Below are 20,919 nucleotides of genomic sequence, written 5' to 3' on the forward strand. Positions count from 1 at the left end.
CTGCGCGCCAGATGTTCCGCAATGACCTATGCCGTCGCCGTATTCGACGCACCCCGGAGCCAAAGATCATGTTTACCCAGTCGCTTCATCTTGCCCGCACCCTCGTGGGGCAAGCCTGCACCATCATGAAGGCCAGGCCCGCCCGTGCGGGCCTCGTCGCCGCCGTGGCGCTGGCGGGTACCGCCATGGCGCCCGCCGCGCACGCCGAGTATCCAGATCGTCCGATCCAGCTCGTGCTGTCGTTCCCCCCGGCCGGCGCTACAGACGTGCTGGCACGCGCGGTCGGCCAGCGCCTGTCGCAGGTCCTGCAGCAGCCCGTGGTGGTGGAGAACCGTCCCGGCGCCGGCGGGGCGATCGGCCTGTCGTACGCGGCCAAGGCCGCGCCGGATGGCTACACGCTGTATCTCGCGGCCGTCAGCAACGCGGCCATCGCCGCGGCCACCTATTCGAGCCAGCCGGCCAGCCTTGCCAAGGACTTCGTGCCCATCGCCGGCATCGGCACCGTGCCCCATATCCTGGTGGTGCCAGCCTCGCTGCCCGTCAACAGCGTGCCCGAACTGGTCAGCTACCTGAAGGCCTCGCCCGGCAAGCTGAACTTCGCCTCGCAGGGCGCCGGCACGCTGTCGCACCTGGAGTCCGAGCTGTTCAAGCTGCGCACCGGCGTGGACGTGCTGCACGTGCCGTACAAGGGCAGCTCGTTCGCCCTGCCGGACCTGATGGCCGGCCGCGCCAGCATGATGTTCGACAGCATTCCGTCGGCCCTGCCGCACGTGAAGGCGGGCAAGCTGAAGCTGCTCGCCGTTGCGTCGGAACAGCGCCTGGAATCGCTGCCCGAGGCCAAGACCATGGCCGAGGCCGGCATCAAGGACTTCCGGGCGGATAATCTGTTCGGCCTCGTCGCGCCCAAGGGCACGCCGGCGCCGGTGGTGAAGAAGCTGGCCGCGGCCGTCAAGGAAGCGTTGGCCTCGCCGGAGCTTGGCAAGACCATGGAAGCGCAGGGCGTGCAGATCAAGTACACCGCGTCCGACGAGTTCGGCCGCATGATCGGCGACGAATTGCGTACGTGGAGCAAGGTCGCGCAGGCCGCCAAGGTCAAGATCGACTGATCCGAGAACCCCCGGCCGCCCCTGGCGAGCCGGGTTCTCCCAACCCGAACCCCCATCACCATGAGCGATTTCTGGAACTTCCCCTATCCGTCGCAACGCGTGCCCGTGCTGGCCGACAACGTGGTTGCCACCTCCCAGCCGCTGGCGGCCGCCGCCGGGCTGCGCATGCTGGCGCGCGGCGGCAATGCGGTCGATGCCGCGCTGGCCACCGCCATTGCGCTGACCGTGGTCGAGCCCTGCATGAACGGCATCGGCGGCGACGCCTTCGCGCTGATCTGGGATGGCTCCACGCTCCACGGCCTGAACGCCTCCGGCCGTGCACCGCGCCGCTGGACGCCGGGGCACTTCTCCCGCTACGAGCACATGCCGCCGATCGGCTGGGACAGCGTCACCGTCCCTGGCGCAGTATCGGGATGGCGCGCCACCTGGGAGCGTTTCGGCACCCTGCCCTTCGAGGACCTGTTCGAACCGGCGCTGCAGTATGCGCGCGAGGGCTTCACCGTATCGCCCACCGTGCATCGGCAATGGCAGGCCCAGGTTCCCGTGCTGTCCGGCCAGCCCGGCTTCGTTGAGGCATTCGCGCCCACGGGCCGCGCCCCGCTGCCTGGCGAGCGCTTCATCTGCCCGGGGCAGGCCGACACGCTCGAACGTATCGCCCGCAGCAAGGGCGAGGACTTCTACCACGGCGAGCTGGCCGCAAAGATCGCCGCCCATGCACGCAACACCGGCGGCCTGATCGAGGAAGCGGACCTCGCCGCGCACCGCGCCGACTGGGTCGAGCCGATCCGCATGACGTACCGCGACGTGGAGTTGTACGAGATCGGACCCAACGGACAGGGCATCGGCGCGCTGATGGCGCTGGGCATGCTCGATCATCTGGATATGAAGGGCATCGCGCCGGACTCGGCGGAGGCCACCCATCTGCAGATCGAGGCCATGAAGCTGGCCTTCGCCGACCTGCAGGCCTACGTCGGCGACCCGGCCACCATGACCGAGGTCAGCGCGGAACATCTGCTGGACCGCGCCTACCTGTCGCGCCGCGCGGCGCTGATCGATCCGGCCAAGGCTTCCAACCCCGGCCCCGGCAAACCTCATAGCGGCGGCACGGTCTACCTCACTGTGGCGGACCGCAGCGGCATGATGGTGTCGTTCATCCAGTCCAACTTCAAGGGCTTCGGCTCCGGGGTGGTGGTACCGGATACCGGCATCGCGCTGCACAATCGCGGCTGGGGCTTTACCCTGAAGGACGGTCACCCCAACCAAGTCGGGCCGGGCAAGCGTCCCTTCCACACCATCATTCCGGGCTTCCTGATGCGCAACGGCGCGCCTCTGGCCAGCTTCGGCGTGATGGGCGGGTCGATGCAGGCGCAGGGGCATGTGCAGATGACCAGCCGCCTTGCCGACTTCGGCCAGAACCCGCAGACCGCGTGCGACGCGCCGCGGTGGCGCGTGATGGATGACAACGCCACGGTCGCCGTTGAATGGAACTGCCCCCCGGAGACGGTCGAGGGCCTGCGCGCACGCGGCCATCGCGTCGAGGTGGCCCCGCGCGGCAGCCTGGAGTTCGGTGGCGCGCAGATCGCCATGCGGATGCCGCATGGCTATGCGGCGGCCTCGGATTTCCGCAAGGACGGCTATCCGGTTGGCTTCTAGGCGGCAATGACTGGCGCCCGGCCCGGAGCGGCCGGGCCGTTCTCATGCTTGCGTCTTGTCTTTCGGTGCCCGCCGGGCCGCCTTTGCCGGCCCGGCGGCCGCCGATGCCGTTTTGGCCGTCGCGGTTTTGCGGGGCGCCGCCGTTTTCCTGGTGGGCGGGGCCGTTTTCGCCGCAGCGGCCGCTTTTGCGGCAGTCGTCTTCTTGGCGGCAGTTGTCTTCTTGGCGGCAGTCGTCTTCTTGGCGGCAGTCGTCTTCTTGGCGGCAGTCGTCTTGTTGGCGGCAGTCGCCTTGTTGGCGGCAGTCGTCTTCTTGGTGGCAGCCGTCCTCCTCGCGGGCGCAGCCTTCGTTGCGGTAGCGGCCGGCTTTTCCGGCACGGCCTCCGCACCATCGGACGCCTCCCCCGCCCTACCGGCATTGCGCCTGGGCTTCACGGTCGCGCCCATGTCCAGTTCGATCCAGGTCGGCGCATGGTCGCTCGCATGCGGCTCGCCGCGGACCCATCGGTCCACTCCACCCGCGCGCAGCCGCTGCGCCAGCGACCGGCTCAACAGCAGATGGTCGATGCGCAGCCCCGAATTGGTCTGCCAGTGCTGGCGGAAATAGTCCCAGAAGGTATAGATGCGCTCGTCGGGATATAGCGTGCGCAGCGCATCGGTCCACCCCTGCGCCAGCAGCCGGCGATAGTATTCGCGGCTCTCCGGCTGCAACAGGGCATCCTTGAGCCACGAGCGCGGGTTGTAGATGTCCTCGTCGGTCGGCACCACGTTGAAGTCGCCAGCCAGCACGACCGGATGCCCGCTTTCCCACAAGCCCGCGGCATGCGCCAGCAGCCGCTCGAACCAGGCCAGCTTGTAGTCGAACTTTGGGCCGGGCTGCGGGTTGCCATTGGGCAGATACAGGCAGCCCACCAGCACGCCGTGGACTGCCGCCTCGATGTAGCGGCTATGCGTATCGTCGACGTCGCCGGGCAACCCCCGTCGGGTTTCCAGCGGGTCGGTGCCCCGGGCCAGAATCGCCACGCCGTTCCACGACTTCTGCCCGTGCCAGATCGCGCCATAGCCGGCGGCGCGGATCGCCTCGGCCGGAAAGGCGTCGTCGGACGTCTTCAGTTCCTGCAGGCAGGCAACGTCCGGCGCCTCGCGTTCCAGCCATGCGAGCAGCGCCGGCAAACGCGCGCGCAGTCCGTTGATATTGAAGGTGGCGATCTTGAACGAATCCATGGAACCTCCCGTGTCCTCCCTTTCTATGAGACGCCACGGCACGGCACAATCCGGCAATGTCCGACAGACGCTCGCCGCGCGCGTTCAGAGCAGGGCTGGCAACTGGGCAAGCAGGTAAAGCCCCGCGCCGATCAGGCCGCCGACCACGGTCCCGTTCATGCGGATGTACTGCAAGTCCTTGCCCACGTTGAGTTCGATCTGCCGCGACATCTCCCTCGCATCCCAGCTGCGCACGGTGCTGCTGATATGGCGCGTGATGAAGTCCGCGAAGTCCGGCGCCATGCTGCGCGCCGCATCGCGAAGATGCTGGTTCAACGACTGGCGCAGCGCTTCGTTGCGCGCCAGTTCGGCGCCGATCCACTGGCCGGCCGCCACCACCCGCTGATAGATCGCCGAGTCCTCGCGCGCCAGATCCGCCTTCAGCCGTTCGCGCCATTCCGCCCACAGCTCGCCGATATAGGCATTGAAGGCCGGATGCTGCTTCAGGTAGCGCTTGATGTCTTCGGCCTTCGCGTGGAACGACGCATCGTTCTTCAGTCGCCCGATGAGGCCCCGCACTACCTCGTCGAACTTCCCGCGCAACTCGTGGCTATCGTCCTGCTCCACGTGTTCCAGTATCCGGCCCAGCGCGTCGGAAATCATCTCGGCGCCATTGCTGCCTATCCATTCCGTGGGCAGCACCTTTTCCTTGCGCGGGTGCTCCGTCTTCAGCCATTCGACGATCCGCCCCGCGATCAGCTCCCGCGTCGCCGGCTTCCTGAGCAACTCGACCAGATGCCCGATCGCATCCTTCAGGAGCGCCTGGTGCCGGTTGTCGCGCGTCAGGCTGTCGAGAATCTCCGCGGCCGACTGGCTCAGGTCGACCCGGTCGATCATGGCGTCGATCGCCCGCTTGGCAAAGGCCTGGATGCTCTTCTCGTCCAGCAACTCCAGCGTGCCGCGCGCGAAACGCGCCACCGCGTCGCCCAGGCGCCGCGTATTGGCCGCCGAGTCGAGCCAGTGCGTCAGGGCCGCGGCCGGATCGTGCTTGTCGATCAGCGTCACCAGGGAATCCCGATCGAGAAATTTCTCCTTGACGAAGACCGCCAGACCATCGGCGATGTCGTCGCGCTTGCGAATGATGATGTTGGTATGACGGGCCAGCCCCGGCACCGGGATTCGATGGAACAGCGCGGCGACCGCGAACCAGTCCGCCATGCCGCCGACCATCGCCGCTTCCGCGGCGGCACGGACCCACTCCGTGGCGAAGCCGTGCGGCATGAACAGCGTGGCGATAAACACCGCCGCGGCAACGAGCAGGAATGCCATGGCCTTGCGCTTGGCAGCGCGCAGTTCGGCGTCTTGAGTCATAGGCGATCAGGAAAAGGGGATCGAACAACCGCATCGGAAAGGATACCCGACGAGCCATGGTCGAAAGCTCATACATGGGAGCCGTTTCCAAAAGTCATGGTGCTCCGGCACACCGCACTATCTCCCGAACACCGGTAGCGCGCCTCCGGTGGATCGTCCCCGCCGCGGACTGGCGGATTCCATCTCACTTCGTCAGGAGCAACGCATGTCTGGCAATCATCCTGTCGCATCGAGTGACCCGGTGGTCTCGAGTCCACAGCCCCCCAGGGGCAGCGATGTGCAAACCAATCGCGGAACAATGGCCGTACAGGCCGGCGGACGTTCCGCCGACATCGAATACCTCCCTTTTCCCGAACGACCCCCAAGCCGCCCTGCAAGCGAGGACCGCAGCGGCCCATGGAACGCGATCCTGTCTTTCTTCGGAGTACGAAAGGCCCCACCGCTGCCGAAGCGGCCGCCGAGCGTCGAATTGCAGTCGGGGCCGAGCAAACCGGCGCGGCAGGAACGAAACCAAGCGGCTCTTGTTATTGCGCCCTCTGCCTCAGACATCAAACCCGTACAGCCATTTCCGTTCCTCGACCTACCCTTCGAACTGCTCTGCGAGGTAATCGCCCGTGTCCCTCCAGGTCAGCGGCATCTCTTCTACGATGGGTCGCCGCTAGGCACTACGTGCAAAGCGTTCTACGCAGCAGTAAGCGCAGTTTCGGCGATGCCGGACTACCGCGACGACGATGTCATCGCTCGTCGCGTAGTCGGAATGAGACGCAGCACCCAGGTCCAGCCAATGTTGGACGCGATTGTCAATGCGGCACCGGGCATTCGCGAATGGGCCGCTGCAACGGTAGTCCTCATGACCGCAGGAATGCCAGAAATAGCGAGGCGATCTCAACTGACTACGGCACTTGATCGCGCCAGAAATCATTCCTCCTTGTGGGAATTCGAGTTGATGCGCCACCTTGCCTGGTGGATACCCGACACGGACAGCGAGCTGTTCTCTCTGCTGACAATACGTGCCCTACAGTTCGAGCCGAAGAGCGAAGACGAATACCTTGCCAAGGCGCGAGTATTAGCGCAGCTGGCACAGCGGATCAGTCCTAATGACCTGGCTGGCACCGTGCGTCGTTGGGAATCCATTTACCAATCCGTGGTGGCGCGCCCGCGTAACGAGGATGTTTTGACCGTGACCGGCCTCAGAACCGGATTCAACCACCTCAGCGACATCTTTCAATGCAAGTTCAGTGTCGACTCCGAAGGCATGCTGCTTTGCAAACTCATTCGGCTATACCGCACCGTCGATAGCCTTCAGACGAAGAAATTCATGGCGGCGTGCAATCCCGAAGAACTGCACCCGAGGGTGCCACCTACACCATTGCCAGGTACGGTAAAGCCCCAAGATCCAATGCGCGCACTCAGCAGCTTCACCGTTCGACCCATTCCCACAGTACATCGTTTGCCGTCCCACATCATGTAGTAGCGCAATGCTGTATCAACCGTTGGTCTCATAAGAATCCTTACGTGCTCCATACCAACGAAAAAGGGTAGTGCTTTCACAAGTCTAGAAACAATGGCGGCGGAGGAGACGATGCCAGTAGAAGGCTGCAGCAGACAAACCCACCCACGGGGATACCCCACCCCAGATTCGGAATATGTAGTCGATGGTTTCAATATTAAGGATGAAAGTCACACTGACGTCGATTCATCGCAGGCCAACACGGATTTCGTTCCACGACCATACACGGACGTCGACCCCGATACAGAACGGCGGGTTCCGACGAGCCCACCGCACACATTGGAATGCCATCCCGATGTAGACCGAGAGAAGAGCGTAGTCGTCGCCTCGGAGGCCGGCCTCACGAGCGGAATCTCGGCTGCCTCGGCCAGCCCCGTCGTCCCTTCCCCGTCCCCCGCGTGGCCACCCTTCTATCTCTCTGACGCAAAGCTGGCCGATGCCAAGGGTTGGCACTTGCTGAATCAGTACACCTACGGCTTATGGGCCATGGCTGCAGCGGGTCGTGAGGTAATCCACATTCTCGGCTGGGCAAAGGGGGATCCGGCGAGCATTTCGATTGCCTCTCACCTTCCCGCCTCAAACGGCGGCGCGATGGTCAGCGGCGTATTTGCGGTGCTAGAAGCCGCCGGAACCGCTCATCTGGTTTGGAAAGAAAAGAAGAAGAAATCCGAGATCGACCGGGCACTGCGCGAGCATGCCGATGGACATGAACGTTTCATCGCCGGCAATCCAGGGATCGCTTCGCTACTGGGCGAAAGACATGCACTAACAAGCCTGCTTCAGACGTGGCCTCGCGACGATAGCGGGGGACGAATCGCTGAATGGCAGCGCGATTCCATCGTACCGATGTTCAACCTTCAGCGTGTTGAGGCAGACCTGAAGGACGTCGGTTCTAAACTAGAGAAGCTGGCGCTCGAACTCGCTGACAACTTCGAGCACTACGTTCTTTACGAAAAAGCGGCCAACCAACTCACTGAGTCCAATGACAATATTCGGGCGCTAGGCATCGCCGTTGCGCGCGACTGTGTCGTCCAGTTGGGCGGCACCGCGTGTAACGCAACGGATACGGCAACCAAACTCGGCGCACACGGGGTTGACCTGGTAGCCAACGGTATCGCCAGCGGAGCGTTTGGCATCGCGATGGGCGCTCTGCACGTCGGTGCGGGAATCGTGGGATGGTATCAGTCGGAGCGGCGGCTGCAAGACCTGAAGGTGGTGCGCAATCTGCGTTCCGACTTGCGGACGTCCCAGGGCAGGGACGCGCATGTTCAGCATGCCATCGTGACACACCGGCAGTGGTTGATCGACGAGGCGGCGCAAACTCAGTGCGCCGACGTTCGGAATGTGCACACCGCCAACGCCGCCGCGACAATGTCGGCAGAAGCCGCCGGCGACGTCGCGGCGGCCAAGCAGTTGGTCGAGGTACTAACCCATCATCAGGCAAAGGCGTTTCAGAGCATCGAATCCACCGAACTAAAAAAGAACTCGAGGGCAAAACAACGCGTGGCATACGGGACTGTGTCCATCGTAATGGGAGCCGGTGCAATCGTCGCGGCAACCGTAGCGTCGGGAGGCATATTCGCGCTGGTATTGTCGGCGGTCGCCTTCGGCCTAGGCTTCTACTGGCTCGGTTCGGCGTTTCTCCGTTTCCTCATGGATCGCATCGAAGAAAATCTGGTTGCAAGACGTGACACTCAACAAAAGATCGAGGCGGAACGAATTCTCAAGGAAAGCCGCCGACCGACTATCCATGAGATGCGACGCAACAAATTTGTGGCAATCGACGGAATGCTGATGGCTCTCATAGATGGAGAGCGGCCCATCACTAGATGCGCTCTTGCCGATGCGCTGATCTCGCTTGGAATGGACCGGAATCTCGTGGAGGCATTAAGGCTGCGCTCCACCGTTCGGCTCGATGGCACATATGCACAGGACAGAGAGGACATCCTGAAAAAACTCCGATGTTTCGTGGCTCATTCACAAACCGATGCACTGAAGGCGGCCATCGGTGGAACGACATTGCGCAACGATGAAGCCATGCTCAAGTCGCTGCGGCAACTGTTCCAGGAATTTATCGAAGGAAGGACAGCGATGCGGCAGCAATACGAACGCCGCACAGGTGCCCTTGCCTTCCTGGCTCAGAGATTCCGTGAATGGCTTCCCGGAAAGTGCATCGTCAGCGAGCAACAAAGAGTGGAATCCCCGGCGCCGTTTGCGCCGCCGTCCGAAGCCCAGACGCGGGCAGCCGCACCCATCTAGCGCCTCAGGCCGGGCACGCGCTCAACACACGGGCCGCGTGCCTCTGTCCAGCTGCGGTGGCATAGTCCAGCGCCATTCTGCCGAGGCGGTCCCGGCGCCGGCCGTCGGCGCCTGCCCCCAGAAGCAGTGAAAGAATCTCGATATGGCCATTGCGCGCAGCGTGCATCAAGGCAGTAGCGCCGAAGGCATCGCAGGCATTCACCGTCGCCCCATGCGCGAGCAGCATGCGCACCGCCTCGCGATAGCGACCACTGCCACGGCTGGCATCCTCGGGTTGCGCCTTGGCGTTTGCGACCGGCGCACCCGCCGGCAGTCCTCTGATGCGCTGCGATATCGACGGCCCCGATTCGACAGCCCTCGCATGCAACGCGGCGTAAGCCAACGCAGTGCGCCCTTCAGCGTCGCGCGCGTCGACTGCCGCGCCATGCCGCAACAACAGGCCGACCACGGCCGCATGACCCGCGACGGCGGCGAACATCAGCGCAGTTCTTTCCAGCGCATTGTGACTGTCGACAGCCGCGCCGGCCTTCAGCAGCCGCTCGGCAATACCCTCATGACCGGAAATGGCCGCGGCCATGAGGGCGGTGTCTCCGCCCTCGCTTGGGACCTCGGTCGCCGCCGATTCGGCGAGTAGCCGCTCCACCACGGCCACATGGCCGTGGAAGGCGGCCAGCGTCAGCGCGGTATCACCGCTGGGCGCCGCCACGTTCAGTTGCCGCAGGCCGTACTCCCGCGCGTGGACGAGCAGCATGTCGACGACATCCGCATGGCCGATTTCGGCGGCCATCATCAGCGCCGTCTTGCCTTGATCAATGACCAGATCCAGCGGCATCTCGAATGCCAGCAACGCCGCCAGCCCGTCGAGATCGGCGCGTTTCACGGCTTTCGCCATGTTTGCCAGGTAGGCGCGATACCACCCATCGTGCCGTTGCAGCGCGGCGATCGCCGATTCCATCTCCCGTCTGGGCTGCCGATGGGCGTCGAGAGCCCGCTCATAGGCATGGCGACCGTTGGCATCGGGCAAGAAGGCCGCGATCCGTGCGCCTCCATCGCCGTTTCGAGCGGCATGGTGGAGCAGCAGGGCCAGCAGTCGCGTGTCGACGTTGGTAAGTCCGCATGCAATATGCACCGCGGTATCGCGGTGCATATTGCATGCGTCGGGCTTGGCGCCTTGCTGGATCAGAAACTCCACCAGGGCAATGGGCGCGCCGGAGCGGATCGCAAAGTGCAGCGGCGGATCGCCCTTGTCGTCGCACCGCTGCAGCGCGTCAGGGTCCGACGCAAGTGCGCGGCGAATCGCGACCAGTTTGCCGCTGCGAATGGCCTCGTGAACAGGCGGGGAAGGCATGAGGAGCGCCGGCGCTGGGCGGGGTACCGGTGCCGCATCGGCGGGAATGGGGTTGATTGCGTCGCGGTCCATCGCATCCTCCATCGGACTGGCTGGCCGCTGGACGAGCCTCGCACGGAGGATTCGGCGGCCATTTCGGAAAAGGCCAGCCTACTGTGCGAACGGCGGCGCGTCTTGCGCGCGCGTTCCTGCAGTTCAGGGTTCGCAACGTGGGTCGATGCGATCCGCGCTTACGCCGACCTCACGACAGCCAGGCCGCTCGCGGGCGGTCGCGGCACGAATCGATGGCTCTGGATGTCGCTGCCCTTTGCCATCAGGATCGTGGCCTCGGGAATCTCCTCCCAGACGCCCTGCACATCGATGAGTGGTTCGGACAGCACGAGGAAAGCGTCGTCACCGGCGGCGAGGATGCGAGGGTCCTCCGGATAGAGCGCCCGCAGTTGCCGGAACGACGTGCTGTGGAAGAGCGACCGCGAGGCGCCCTCGCTGGAGTAGCGCACGGCGACGACCTGCTCGCCGTCGGTGACGCAGACGGTCATGTTCAGCGGTTCCTCGACGTCGTAACGGCGTCCCACTTCCTCGATGAGGCCGGCCATCTGCTCCAGCGCCCCACGCGGATCGCGCTCCAGGCCGAAGGTGAGCGCCAGGAAGAACATCACTTCGGAATCGGTGGAGCCCTCGATCCACCGGAACAGATGCGGCGCCACGGCCATCATCAGTTCGCGCCGCATGTGCGAGTACTGGCGGATCATCCCGTTGTGGACGAACAGCCAGCGCCCGAAGCGAAATGGATGGCAGTTGGTTTCCTGCGTCGGCGTGCCGGTGGCGGCCCGCACATGGGCCACGAACAGGGGTGCCCGGACCGCGCGGGCGGCCTCCCGAAGATTGGTGTCGCTCCAGGCGGGGTGCAGGCTGCGATAGCGGAACGGCAGCTCGGAATGGCGCCCGTACCAGCCGACGCCAAACCCATCGCCGTTCGTCGTGGTGTGACCGAGGCGCGAATTGAGGCTCTGTTCGATCAGCGAGTGTTCCGGCTGGAACAGCACCGCCTCCAGCGGGACGGAACGGCCGGAATAGGCCAGCCAGCGGCACATGGGGCGACTCCTCGACGTGAATGTTCGGCTGTCGGACGGCAATGCCCTGCGCGGGGCGGCGGCCATTGCGTCCTTCGGTTGCCCCTACTATGCACAACATTGCGGCCGGAACACAAGCGCGGCCGGGCACACCGGCCAGCGCTCACCTTCCCGAAATGTCAGACAGTGACGGACGCGGACGGGTGGGGGACCGCCCCCTGCCTGCCGATCCGTGCGGCGGTGCCGGCGCGGCTCGGGCACGTCAGCGGCCCCGGCCGTGCGCTGTCATTTCGTCTCGTCGGCGTGGATCCGCATTGCCTCGAGGAAGCGCGAAACCATGTTGTAGGCCGCGATCGTGGCCGTCAGCTCGACGATATGACGGTGCGAGAAGCGCCGTGAGATCTCCTCGAAGGCTGCGCGGTCAACCTGGATGTCCCGCGTCATTGCATCGGTGTAGGCCAGCACGGCGCGCTCCTCGTCGCCAAACTGCGTGCTGTCCCGCCACGCCGGCAAGGCATCGATCTGAGCCTGCGCCATGCCTTCCTTCAGCGCGATCGGCGCATGCTGGTGGGCCTCGTAGGATGCGCCGTTGAGCCACGCCACCCGCATGATCACCATCTCGCGAAGGGACCCGGGCAAGGTGGACTTCTGCCGGATAGCGGTCAGATACGTGAGCCACCCTTCGGCTACTGGCGGCGCGTGCAGCAGCATCTGGTACAGGTGCAATACGCTGCCGCGCTCGGCGGCAATGCGGGCCGCGAGCGGCTGGATGTCGGGCGCCGAGAGATCGGCATAGGGAATGGCGGCCATGATAGCGGTCCTGTCGTGATTGGGCGGCGCGCGGTCTCCCCAGGGCAAGGGAGTCGCGTCCGTGCGCCATCGTAGCGCAAGGCATGGCGCAAGCCACACCGCCCGCGGCCGCTCCGGAATGGCGTGCTAGCGCTGACCGCGCATCGGCTCGTCCAGGTCTGGGGCGGCCGGCGCCGGATGCCATTGCCCGGGCGGCACCATTACGGGGTCCTTGGGTTGCAGTGCGAAATGCGGCGACATGATCTGTACGTGATGGCGGTTGAACTCGTCTTGCACGGCGGCGTGCAGCGTGGACAAGGCGAAGAAGCGCTGGCGCGGATCGCCGATGCCGAAGAACAGTTCGTACTCGACATAGAAGTCCGATAGCCCGCGCTGCAGCACGAACGGTGCCGGGTCCTCGACCAGGTTCGGTACCTCCCGCACCGCGTTGAGGAGCATCGCGTGCACCTGGCGCCATGGGGTGTCATAGCCGATGGTGACTGTCGTGGACAGCAGCGCGCCACGGCCGCCGTCCGGGTCCTGCGACCGCGAATAGTTGTGTACGGCGCTCGCGACCACGATGGCATTGGGCAACGTGACCTGCTCCCGCCGCAGATTCACGAGCCTCACCGAGAGCGGTCCAAGTCCTTCGACCCAGCCGACCGTCTCGCCGATGCTGACCATGTCGCCGACCCGCAGCGCGCGAGAGTAGACCAGCACCATGCCGCTCATGATCTGGTTCACCACATTGGCAGAGCCCAATGTCAGCATGAACCCGAGCAGCACGGAAACGCCCTTGAACACGTCGCTTTGCGAACCCGGGATATAGGGATAGGCGAACGTGAAACCCAGCGCCCACACCAGCACCGACACCAGCCGGCGGGTCGCCGGCACGGTTTCGGGATGCAGGCCGGGAACCTTCAGCTTGCCGCGCGCGGTGGCGGCGAATACGCTGGCCACGACAATCTGCACGCCGCGCGTCAGGAACACGATGATCGCGACGACGAGCAATCCGGGGACGGCATCGACCACGGCCACGCCAAGGCGTTCCAGCATGCCCCACAGATAGGCGGACATGCGCTCGCCAAGCGGATACGTGAGCGGAAACTGCAGCAGCGAGAATTCCACCCAGATAAAGACGAGCAGCGCGAGCAGCGCCATCGTGACGACCCGAACCAGACGATCGGTGAGCTGGTAGACCGCGGCGGTCCAGTCGAACCCGTCCGCCGTGCGCGCGTTCAGATGACGCTGCAATCCCGCTTCGACGCCGCGCCGGAGCAGACGGCGCATCCGCGACAATCCCCAGCCAAGCAGCACGAGGCCGGCCAGCGCGCCAAGGGTGCGGACGGCCCCGCGAATCAGGGTAGGCCAATGCTGCTGCGCGCGGCGCGCCGCCACGGCGGCGCCGACGCTGTCGGTCACCTGCCTGACCAGCGCGTCAAACTGGATTTTCTCCTCCGGATCGACGTCCCCCTCGACGACCGCCATCAGCAACCGTTCGCCGACGTAAAGCCCCACGCCGTGCTGGCCGCCCAGCTCGCCTGGCGTGACGTTGACCGGCTGCATGAGATCGTAGGGTGTCAACGCATCGAAGCGATCCCGTGTCCGCTGGGCCCTGACTTCCGGCGTCACGCCGGCGAGCGTTGCACGCAGGACCACGATGGGTCGATTCATCAGCCAGACTTCGACCGGAGCCGTGCCGCCTGCGCCCGCGTCATCGGGCGCGGCCCTGACCGGGCCCAAGCCAGGAATCGCGAGCACGAGCACGAGCATGAACCTGAGCGCGGCGAGGGCTGCGACCGGGCTGCGGCGAGGGGGCCGACGTACGATGCCGATCGGGAACCATCCCGCAACGGCGCGATCACCGTGGGGCCACATGGCCGGCGCTCAGTAGGGCGGGTTCACGACGACGTACTGCCCGGCTTGCGGCTGATACCACGTACCGCCGCACTGTTGGTACACCATGCCGCCGTAGTTGACCGGGACGCAATTGGGAGGAACCGAGCGAACGATCGAGCCCACCACCGCCGAAGTGACCGCCACCGTGGCGGTCACAGCCGCCGCGGTCGCAACCGGGTGATAGTCGTCGTCCCAGCCGTGGCAGCAACCGCCGTGGTCCACATTGACGTTGACGTTGCGGTTGGTATTGATGTTCACATTGCGGTTCGCATTGACGCTGTTGACACTGCTGCTGCGCACATTGTTGGCCCGCGCATCGATCTGCCGGTTGTCCAGCTGCCGCGCGCCTCCTCCCCCGCCGTGCGGTACGGCCCCACTGTGGACGCCACCCTGCCCGCCGTGTCCGCCGCCGCGCGGACGCGCTTGCGCGATGGGGGCCCACGCCGTCGCGGCGGCAAGTAGGGTCACGGCCATCGCCATCACGAGGTCCTGCCAGGCAGAGCAGCGCATGATGCGACTCCTTTACTGGGTCTTCATGGGAACGAACTCCGCCACGCGTGCCTCCTTGGGAGGCGCAAACGTGAAGAACGACTCCCGGAAGCGCGGATTGAGATTCCACCGGATCAGCGAGACCGATTGCGGCCGGGCTTCGTCGGCGCGGTTGGTGATGACCAGCTTGCGCGGTAGTTTGCGCGGCCCGGCGGCGATCCAGATCTGCCAGTCGATATCGCCCTGGCGGAAGGCGTAGTGGTCGCAGACCTCGTCGTCCACGATGTCCTGGCCGGCATTCATCGCGGAAGTCATGCCGTCCAGCGGTGCCTGCGGCGTGCCCCAGAGGAACAGGTCCGCCATCGGCAGCTCGATCCCGTACCGCTCCTGCAGCCGCCCGGCGAGGTCAGCCAGGTTGCCGCTGAACGCGGCCCTGGAGTAGTACCTTTGCGCCGGCATGTAAAGCACCACGGTCTTGCCGTCGTAGATCAGTTCCCGCTCCGAACGGACGCTGCGCATCCGCGCGCGCAGCTGGTTCGGGCGCTGTGCGGCTACCGTCGCCGAAGCCATGTGGGTCAGCTTCTGCCCGTCCTCGAGCACGCGCTCGCCCGTCAGATCTACCGTGACCTCGAACTTGCCGAGCGTCTGCAGGTAGCTGCCCATGCTGCGCAGCGCCTGCACCGCTTCGGGGTTCACGGTGCCGGCAGTCGGAGCGGTTGTCACCGCCTTTGAAGACGCCGTTGCCGACGGCTGGGCGGGCGCAGCCGCCCCCGTCGCCGTCGCCGTCGCCGTCGACGTCGGTGGCGCATGGGTACAACCGGCAAGCGAAACAGCGAGCACGCTCAATCCCACGATTCTGCGCATGGCAACACTCCCACTCGAACTCGTTGCAGCCCGCCACCTTCGCCGGCCCCTCCCTCCGCGCCGGTGTCGGACCGCGCCACAGACCCGAACCGCGTTCAGAAGCGATCGCGCGGCAGCTCGCCCGCCAATGCGGCGCCGCCCGGCCTGGCGAATCGGGCGGCCAGGACCGCGGCCACCCGCGTGCGCGCCGGGACCTCGCCAACGACAACGATAAGCCCGGCGTCCACGGCCTGCGCCCAGCCGATGCGCCCCTCCAGCAGGCCGCGCAGGACCGACTCTGCCGTGACGACCACCACATCGCCGTCCACGGGGCCCGCCTCATGCCCTGCGTGCACGTGGGCCTGCCGGCTGGCGGCGGGGGCATAGCGCGTCCAGAGCCGCGACTCGACGAGCAGCAACGCGGTGGGCGGCAGCCGGGACCGCGCCGAGGCGAGCGACCGTTCGAGCCGGTGCGCGGTGTCATCCGCCCGCAGCCGCGCCTCCTCGCCGGTGGCGCCCGGCATCGCGGGCAGGCTTCCGGCTTGCACCGCATCGTGCAGCGCGAAGGCAACGCCAATCGAGGCGGGATGCGCGGCAGAGACTTCATCGCCGAGGACGAACTCCGAGCCGCACGCGGCGACGGGCTGCGATACCGATACCAGCCATCCCGCGAGGATGGCGCTCGCTAGGGTGATGGTCTTTTTCATGGGGTCACGATGTTGAACCAGAACGGGAAGGTGTCGAGCAAGGCGAGGAAATCGCCGAGCGCTTCGCGCCGGCCCTCGATCTTCATATCTCCCTTGGCGATGGCGTTTTCGACCGTGGTTTCCTTGAGCTGGATCGCGTCGAGGGTCGCCTTCGACATCGCGATGTTCGCGTCGGCTTGGGCCAGCGGCTTGCCGTAGTTCAGCACCGCGTTCTCCACCGCGAGGCCATACTGTTTGTTCAGGTCGGTGAAAGTGAAGTTAAGGCCGATCTTCTTGCCCGCCGCCTTCGGGCCGTTCAGCCGAACCGCGAGGTAGTCGAACAGCATTTCCGGCGGCATTGCGCGAATCGTGTCCGGACTGGCGGTGGTGGTGCCACCGGCCTGAGGCACGCCATTGCGCAGCTCGTAGGCGCCCATCAGGTAGACCGCCCGCCATGGGCCACTCTCGGCCTGATAGCCAAGCTGCTCCAGCGAATCGGCGAGCAGCTCCTTGCCCGCCTTGCTGTCGGGATTGGCGAACACGACCTGCTTGAGCGCTTCGGCCGTCCAGCGGTACTCCCCTTTGTCGAAGTCCGCCTTGGCCCGGCGCAGTACCGCCGCTTCGCCGCCCATGTATTCCACATACTTCCTGGCCGCCATCTCCGGCGGCAGGTTGTTCAGGCTGACCGGATTGCCGTCATACCAGCCCATGTAGCGCTGATAGACCGCGCGGGAATTGTGGCGCAGCGTGCCGTAATAGCCCCGGTTGGGCCAGAACTTGTCCAGTTCCGGAGGCAGCTTGATCATCTCGGAGATTTCTTGTCCGGTGTATCCCTTGTTCATCAGGTTGACCGACTGGTCATGGGTGTACTTGTACAGGTCACGCTGCTTCTTCCAGTAGTCGATGATCCGGGCATTGCCCCACATCGGCCAGTGGTGCGCCTGGAATTTGAAATCGACCTGGTTGCCGAACGTATCGATCGTCTCGTTCAGGTAGCTGGACCACTTGAGCGCATCGCGAACCTGCGCGCCGCGCAGCGTCAGGATGTTGTGCATGGTGTTGGTCGTGTTCTCGGCCATCCACATGCCCCTGAACTGCGGAAAGAAGGTGTTCATTTCCGCCGGCGCCTCGGTGCCGGGCGTCATCTGGAACACCATCTTCACGCCGTCCACGGTGATCTCGGTACCGGTCTTGCTGACGATATCGGTCGGAATGATGAGGCCCGCATCACCGGCCGACACCGTCTGGCCAAGTCCGCCGTTGACCCCGCCCCGCTCGTTGCGCGGCAACAGCGCCCCATACATGTAGACCGCGCGGCGGCCCATGGCATTGCCCGCAATGACGTTCTCGCTGATGGCATGCTCGGTGAAGCCTTCCGGCGCGAATATCTTGATCCTGCCCGCGCGTACATCGGCTTCGTCCACGATGCCGCGCACGCCGCCGTAATGGTCGATGTGCGAATGGCTGTAGATGACCGCATGCACCGGTCGCTGGCCCAGCGTCTTCGTCACGAACTCGTAGGCCGCCTTGGCCGTTTCCGCCGAGATCAGCGGGTCCAGCACGATCCATCCGGTATCGCCCTGCACGAAGGTCACGTTGGACAAGTCGAATCCACGGACCTGATAGATACGGTCGGACACCTTGAACAACCCATGCTGCATGTTGAGCTGGGCGTTGCGCCACAGGCTCGGGTTGACCGTGTCGGGCGCAGCCTTGTCCAGCGAGATATACCGCTTGTACGCCTCGAGGTCCCACACCACGTCACCCTTGGCGTTGCGGATCGTCAGGGTATCCGGCCTTGCCACGAGCCCCCGCTGCGCGTCTTCGAAATCCGCCTTGTCGTTGAAGGGCAGCTCGTTCAACACGGCAGCATTGGCCGCCCTGGTCGCCGCGGTGGCCGGCTTTCCCCCGACCGGTTGCGGCTGGGCCGCCGCCATGGAAATCCAGCCCACGGTCATTGCCGCGGTCATCACGAATGCCATCTTCATCGCACCGACTCCTGTAAGAGCAAACCAACACATCGAGATACGATCCATTTCCGCACCCGCATGTCTTGCCGCCGTTCCGCATCTACTTGGGAAACAGGAACGTCACCACCCCCCGTGCTCCCCACCCGTGAGGGCCCGACTCGGGACTCTCCGCCCAGTACGTCGCGAACACGCCGAAGCTCACGGGCTGCTGGCCAAACTTCACCACCTTGCTGACGCCGGCATGGACAGGTGCGCTCCATTGCGAGCGCTTCCAGTCGTAGGTGGACTCGGTATTGACGGTGTAGGACCATGCGGTCGGCGTGGTGTAGCTAAGGAATGGCTGGATGAACGTGCTGCTAACGGACGGCCGTCCGTTGTCTCCCGCGACTGACCAGATGTGGTTCGCCAATGCACCATAGGTCAAGGGACCATGCTGGACGAGCGCCACCCCCGTCGGGCCCAGTCCCCACTTCCTGCCACTGAGTTCGTTCTCGGTGCCGGTCGGCAGCAGCATCGCTGGTCCGACTCCCCAGATCAGCCCTCCGGCGGTCGGGGTCTTGGGAGAGAAGAAGACGCTCTGCAAGGTATCGCCAAGCCCCGTCTGCGTGCCCGACCCCGGCGTGATCGACGATTGATGTGTCAGCGGCAGGATCGTGCGCGATATCAGGTTCCAGTCCTGGTTCAGCGAGATAGGTACGACCGGCTGGATATTGAGCGTGAAGCGGTCGCCGTCCCGCGCCGGGCCGATGCCCCGGTCATAGTTCAGTTGGAGCGGCACGCTGATCAGGGCGGCGACCGGATTGCTCAGCTTCTTGGCCAGGTCGGACGCATCTTCCTGAGCGTTCGCAGCGGCCGCGGCGATCATGATCGCCGGCGCCATGGCAGCGTGGATCGTTTCGGTTGCGGTTCGCATGGCCTGTTCCCATTGGCGCCGGACGGGCCAGCGCCGATACCCCCGAAGAGACACGATCAATTGCCGCTCGGCAGCGGAATGCTGAACCCATCCTTGGCCAGCATCTCGCGTACGTAGCTGAAGCGTTGGTACTGCGACAGCGTGATGGGGCCGGAATACCCTTCGCTCTGCAGCCTGCGCGGCGGATATTTGATGTAGGTCTGCATCGTTTCCTTGACGGCCTGGTTGAACACCACCAGCGTCCACGTGCTTTCCGTGAAGTTGTTCATGAACAGGTCGTAGCGTTCCTGCGGGTCTGCCCACAGGTCGAAGATCTGCGGCACGGTGGCCACATACTTGTCGGGCCCTTTCCAGCCGAGATTGCTGTCCACCGCGAGCCCGCCGGTGGCTTGGCCGTTGTCGCCGCGCAGGTTGAACACCGCCTTGTAGTTGCCCACGCGCACCGCACCCGGCGTGAGCTCGTTCTCGGTGAAATAGAACCATGCCTTGCGCTGGGGCTTTCCGGTACCGAACAGGGCCGGTGACATGTCGAAGCTGTCGAAGATGGTTGGCTTGCCCTCCCGGTCATTCGCAGGAAGCTTGATCCCGGCGACAGATGCGAAGGTGGCCATCAGGTCCAGGCCGCCCACGAGGTCGTGGTTCTTCACGGCCGGCTTGATCCTGCCGGGCATCCATGCAATGGCCGGCACCCGGTTTCCGCCTTCCCGCACGGTCCCCTTGGTGCCGCGCAACGGCGTGTATCCGGCGTCGGGGTAGACATCCTGCCAGGCGCCGTTGTCGGTCGTGTAGAAGACCAGTGTGTTCTTGTCCAGCCCCAGGCTACGCAGCTTGTTCATGATCGCGCCGATGCGGGCGTCCATCTCGACAACCGAGTCGGCGTATTTCGAACGCGACAAGGATTTGTACTGAAAGTCCGGATGCGGCATGTTGGGCTGGTGGACCTTCATGAAGTTGACGTTCAGGAAGAACGGCGTACTGGACTGGCTGGCCCTGTCCAGAAATTCGAGCGCGGCTTTTTCGACGTAGCCGTCGAAATACGGGATGCCGACCACACCGTTGGGATAGTCGGCCGACCGTTCCCCCGGCTTGTCGACGTATTGCCCGTTGATCTTGAAATCCTCCGTCGCTTTCTGCCCGGCCCTCCCGGACAGAGAGCCGACGGTCACCTTCTTGAACATCGCCCGTAGTTCGGGATCCATGCCCGGGAACCAGTTCTGGTCGGCATAGGTGTAGGCATTGAGGTGATAGAGCCCGACGTAGCGCATTTCGTCGTAGCCCTGCGCCGTGGGCAGCGCGTAGTCGGCTTCGCCCAGATGCCACTTGCCGGTAAAGAAGGTCGCGTAGCCCGCGGTCTTGAGCACGGACGCCAGGGTCCACTCCGCCGCCGGCAGGCCGCCACCCTGGCCCTGGAAGGCGACGGTGGTCATTCCGCTGCGATTGGGAATGCGACCGGTCTGGATCGCGGCGCGTCCCGGTGTGCAGCTGGGCTGCGCGTAGAACGAGTAGAACGTCATCCCTTCCGCCGCCAGCCGGTCGATGTTCGGCGTTGGCATGCCACGGCCCTCTCCGCCACCGTAGGGACCAAGGTCACCATAGCCCGTATCGTCGGACACGATGAGCACGATATTTGGCTTGCCTTGCGCCAGGACTGGCAATGCCGTCAGGCATGACAGCAGGCCCGCCATGCAGAGGAGGGTTGGCTTCATTCATGGGCTCCGGTTTGGTCGTCTTGCGCGAGCGCATCCCCCGCTCCGTCGTGCGGTCCGAGCATGTTGGCGCCATACCAGTGTTGGGCACCGGCGGCACGGCT

The 20,919-nt window shown here is 64.9% G+C and carries 15 protein-coding genes and 1 pseudogene; 4 read left to right on the top strand and 12 right to left on the bottom strand.

Annotated features, from left to right (window positions below; genetic code table 11):
* Window positions 1-68: 68 nt before the first annotated feature.
* Window positions 69-1,106 carry a Bug family tripartite tricarboxylate transporter substrate binding protein gene (locus LDO27_RS18890; RefSeq protein WP_222207276.1) on the top strand — a complete coding sequence of 346 codons (1,038 nt, stop codon included), beginning with the start codon at window positions 69-71 and terminating at the stop codon, window positions 1,104-1,106.
* 60 nt (window positions 1,107-1,166) lie between these two features.
* The gene (locus tag LDO27_RS18895) at window positions 1,167-2,759 is read left to right on the top strand and encodes a gamma-glutamyltransferase family protein (RefSeq protein WP_224043404.1); all 1,593 of its coding nucleotides are present in this window, start codon (window positions 1,167-1,169) and stop codon (window positions 2,757-2,759) included.
* Between the two features lie 417 nt (window positions 2,760-3,176).
* On the opposite strand, the pseudogene xth reads toward LDO27_RS18895, so the two are convergent.
* Window positions 3,177-3,980: pseudogene (xth, locus tag LDO27_RS18900) on the bottom strand (exodeoxyribonuclease III); the annotation flags it as partial.
* Between the two features lie 84 nt (window positions 3,981-4,064).
* The gene (locus tag LDO27_RS18905; protein ID WP_224043406.1) at window positions 4,065-5,330 is read right to left on the bottom strand and encodes a DUF445 domain-containing protein; all 1,266 of its coding nucleotides are present in this window, start codon (window positions 5,328-5,330) and stop codon (window positions 4,065-4,067) included.
* Between the two features lie 277 nt (window positions 5,331-5,607).
* On the opposite strand from LDO27_RS18905, the gene LDO27_RS18910 reads away from it, so the two are divergent.
* Together LDO27_RS18910 and LDO27_RS18915 are read left to right on the top strand one after the other, a co-directional pair.
* On the top strand, window positions 5,608-6,801 hold the full coding sequence (locus tag LDO27_RS18910; RefSeq protein WP_224043407.1) for a hypothetical protein: 1,194 nt from the start codon (window positions 5,608-5,610) through the stop codon (window positions 6,799-6,801).
* A 492-nt stretch (window positions 6,802-7,293) separates the two neighbouring features.
* On the top strand, window positions 7,294-9,099 hold the full coding sequence (locus LDO27_RS18915) for a hypothetical protein (RefSeq protein ID WP_224043409.1): 1,806 nt from the start codon (window positions 7,294-7,296) through the stop codon (window positions 9,097-9,099).
* A 4-nt stretch (window positions 9,100-9,103) separates the two neighbouring features.
* Here the strand turns inward: LDO27_RS18915 and LDO27_RS18920 are convergent, their stop codons facing one another.
* From LDO27_RS18920 to LDO27_RS18965, 10 genes are all read right to left on the bottom strand, one after another.
* Window positions 9,104-10,519, bottom strand: a complete 1,416-nt coding sequence (locus LDO27_RS18920) for an ankyrin repeat domain-containing protein (protein ID WP_224043410.1) — start codon at window positions 10,517-10,519, stop codon at window positions 9,104-9,106.
* Between the two features lie 158 nt (window positions 10,520-10,677).
* On the bottom strand, window positions 10,678-11,541 hold the full coding sequence (locus LDO27_RS18925; protein WP_224043412.1) for a class II glutamine amidotransferase: 864 nt from the start codon (window positions 11,539-11,541) through the stop codon (window positions 10,678-10,680).
* 264 nt (window positions 11,542-11,805) lie between these two features.
* On the bottom strand, window positions 11,806-12,330 hold the full coding sequence (locus tag LDO27_RS18930) for a carboxymuconolactone decarboxylase family protein (protein WP_224043413.1): 525 nt from the start codon (window positions 12,328-12,330) through the stop codon (window positions 11,806-11,808).
* 126 nt (window positions 12,331-12,456) lie between these two features.
* Window positions 12,457-14,082 carry a mechanosensitive ion channel family protein gene (locus tag LDO27_RS18935; protein WP_224043415.1) on the bottom strand — a complete coding sequence of 542 codons (1,626 nt, stop codon included), beginning with the start codon at window positions 14,080-14,082 and terminating at the stop codon, window positions 12,457-12,459.
* A gap of 114 nt (window positions 14,083-14,196) precedes the next feature.
* A complete protein-coding gene (locus LDO27_RS18940; protein ID WP_224043416.1) occupies window positions 14,197-14,718 on the bottom strand; it encodes a hypothetical protein in 522 nt (173 codons plus the stop codon).
* 12 nt (window positions 14,719-14,730) lie between these two features.
* Window positions 14,731-15,561, bottom strand: a complete 831-nt coding sequence (locus tag LDO27_RS18945) for a DUF2092 domain-containing protein (protein ID WP_224043418.1) — start codon at window positions 15,559-15,561, stop codon at window positions 14,731-14,733.
* 95 nt (window positions 15,562-15,656) lie between these two features.
* The gene (locus LDO27_RS18950) at window positions 15,657-16,247 is read right to left on the bottom strand and encodes a hypothetical protein (RefSeq protein ID WP_224043420.1); all 591 of its coding nucleotides are present in this window, start codon (window positions 16,245-16,247) and stop codon (window positions 15,657-15,659) included.
* Window positions 16,244-18,214: an alkyl/aryl-sulfatase gene (locus LDO27_RS18955; protein ID WP_224043421.1), complete on the bottom strand. Its 1,971-nt coding sequence runs from the start codon at window positions 18,212-18,214 to the stop codon at window positions 16,244-16,246. The genes LDO27_RS18950 and LDO27_RS18955 overlap by 4 nt, the downstream gene beginning before the upstream one ends.
* Window positions 18,215-18,296: 82 nt before the next feature.
* On the bottom strand, window positions 18,297-19,109 hold the full coding sequence (locus LDO27_RS18960) for a transporter (RefSeq protein ID WP_224043423.1): 813 nt from the start codon (window positions 19,107-19,109) through the stop codon (window positions 18,297-18,299).
* A 56-nt stretch (window positions 19,110-19,165) separates the two neighbouring features.
* Window positions 19,166-20,815 (bottom strand): arylsulfatase, encoded by a 1,650-nt coding sequence (locus tag LDO27_RS18965; protein ID WP_224043424.1) that lies wholly within the window; start codon window positions 20,813-20,815, stop codon window positions 19,166-19,168.
* Between the last annotated feature and the right edge of the window lie 104 nt (window positions 20,816-20,919).

The sequence above is a fragment of the Cupriavidus respiraculi genome (assembly GCF_914271545.1).
GTDB lineage: Bacteria > Pseudomonadota > Gammaproteobacteria > Burkholderiales > Burkholderiaceae > Cupriavidus > Cupriavidus respiraculi.

Excerpts from the sequence above, each read along its gene's own strand:
- LDO27_RS18935 (WP_224043415.1), bottom strand. The coding sequence starts at position 14,082 with ATGCTCGTGCTCGTGCTCGCGATTCCTGGCTTGGGCCCGGTCAGGGCC.
- LDO27_RS18905 (WP_224043406.1), bottom strand. The coding sequence starts at position 5,330 with ATGACTCAAGACGCCGAACTGCGCGCTGCCAAGCGCAAGGCCATGGCA.
- LDO27_RS18950 (WP_224043420.1), bottom strand. The coding sequence starts at position 16,247 with ATGAAAAAGACCATCACCCTAGCGAGCGCCATCCTCGCGGGATGGCTG.
- LDO27_RS18890 (WP_222207276.1), top strand. The coding sequence starts at position 69 with ATGTTTACCCAGTCGCTTCATCTTGCCCGCACCCTCGTGGGGCAAGCC.
- LDO27_RS18945 (WP_224043418.1), bottom strand. The coding sequence starts at position 15,561 with ATGCGCAGAATCGTGGGATTGAGCGTGCTCGCTGTTTCGCTTGCCGGT.
- LDO27_RS18940 (WP_224043416.1), bottom strand. The coding sequence starts at position 14,718 with ATGCGCTGCTCTGCCTGGCAGGACCTCGTGATGGCGATGGCCGTGACC.
- LDO27_RS18930 (WP_224043413.1), bottom strand. The coding sequence starts at position 12,330 with ATGGCCGCCATTCCCTATGCCGATCTCTCGGCGCCCGACATCCAGCCG.
- LDO27_RS18920 (WP_224043410.1), bottom strand. The coding sequence starts at position 10,519 with ATGGACCGCGACGCAATCAACCCCATTCCCGCCGATGCGGCACCGGTA.
- LDO27_RS18955 (WP_224043421.1), bottom strand. The coding sequence starts at position 18,214 with ATGAAGATGGCATTCGTGATGACCGCGGCAATGACCGTGGGCTGGATT.
- LDO27_RS18960 (WP_224043423.1), bottom strand. The coding sequence starts at position 19,109 with ATGCGAACCGCAACCGAAACGATCCACGCTGCCATGGCGCCGGCGATC.
- LDO27_RS18965 (WP_224043424.1), bottom strand. The coding sequence starts at position 20,815 with ATGAAGCCAACCCTCCTCTGCATGGCGGGCCTGCTGTCATGCCTGACG.
- LDO27_RS18895 (WP_224043404.1), top strand. The coding sequence starts at position 1,167 with ATGAGCGATTTCTGGAACTTCCCCTATCCGTCGCAACGCGTGCCCGTG.
- LDO27_RS18925 (WP_224043412.1), bottom strand. The coding sequence starts at position 11,541 with ATGTGCCGCTGGCTGGCCTATTCCGGCCGTTCCGTCCCGCTGGAGGCG.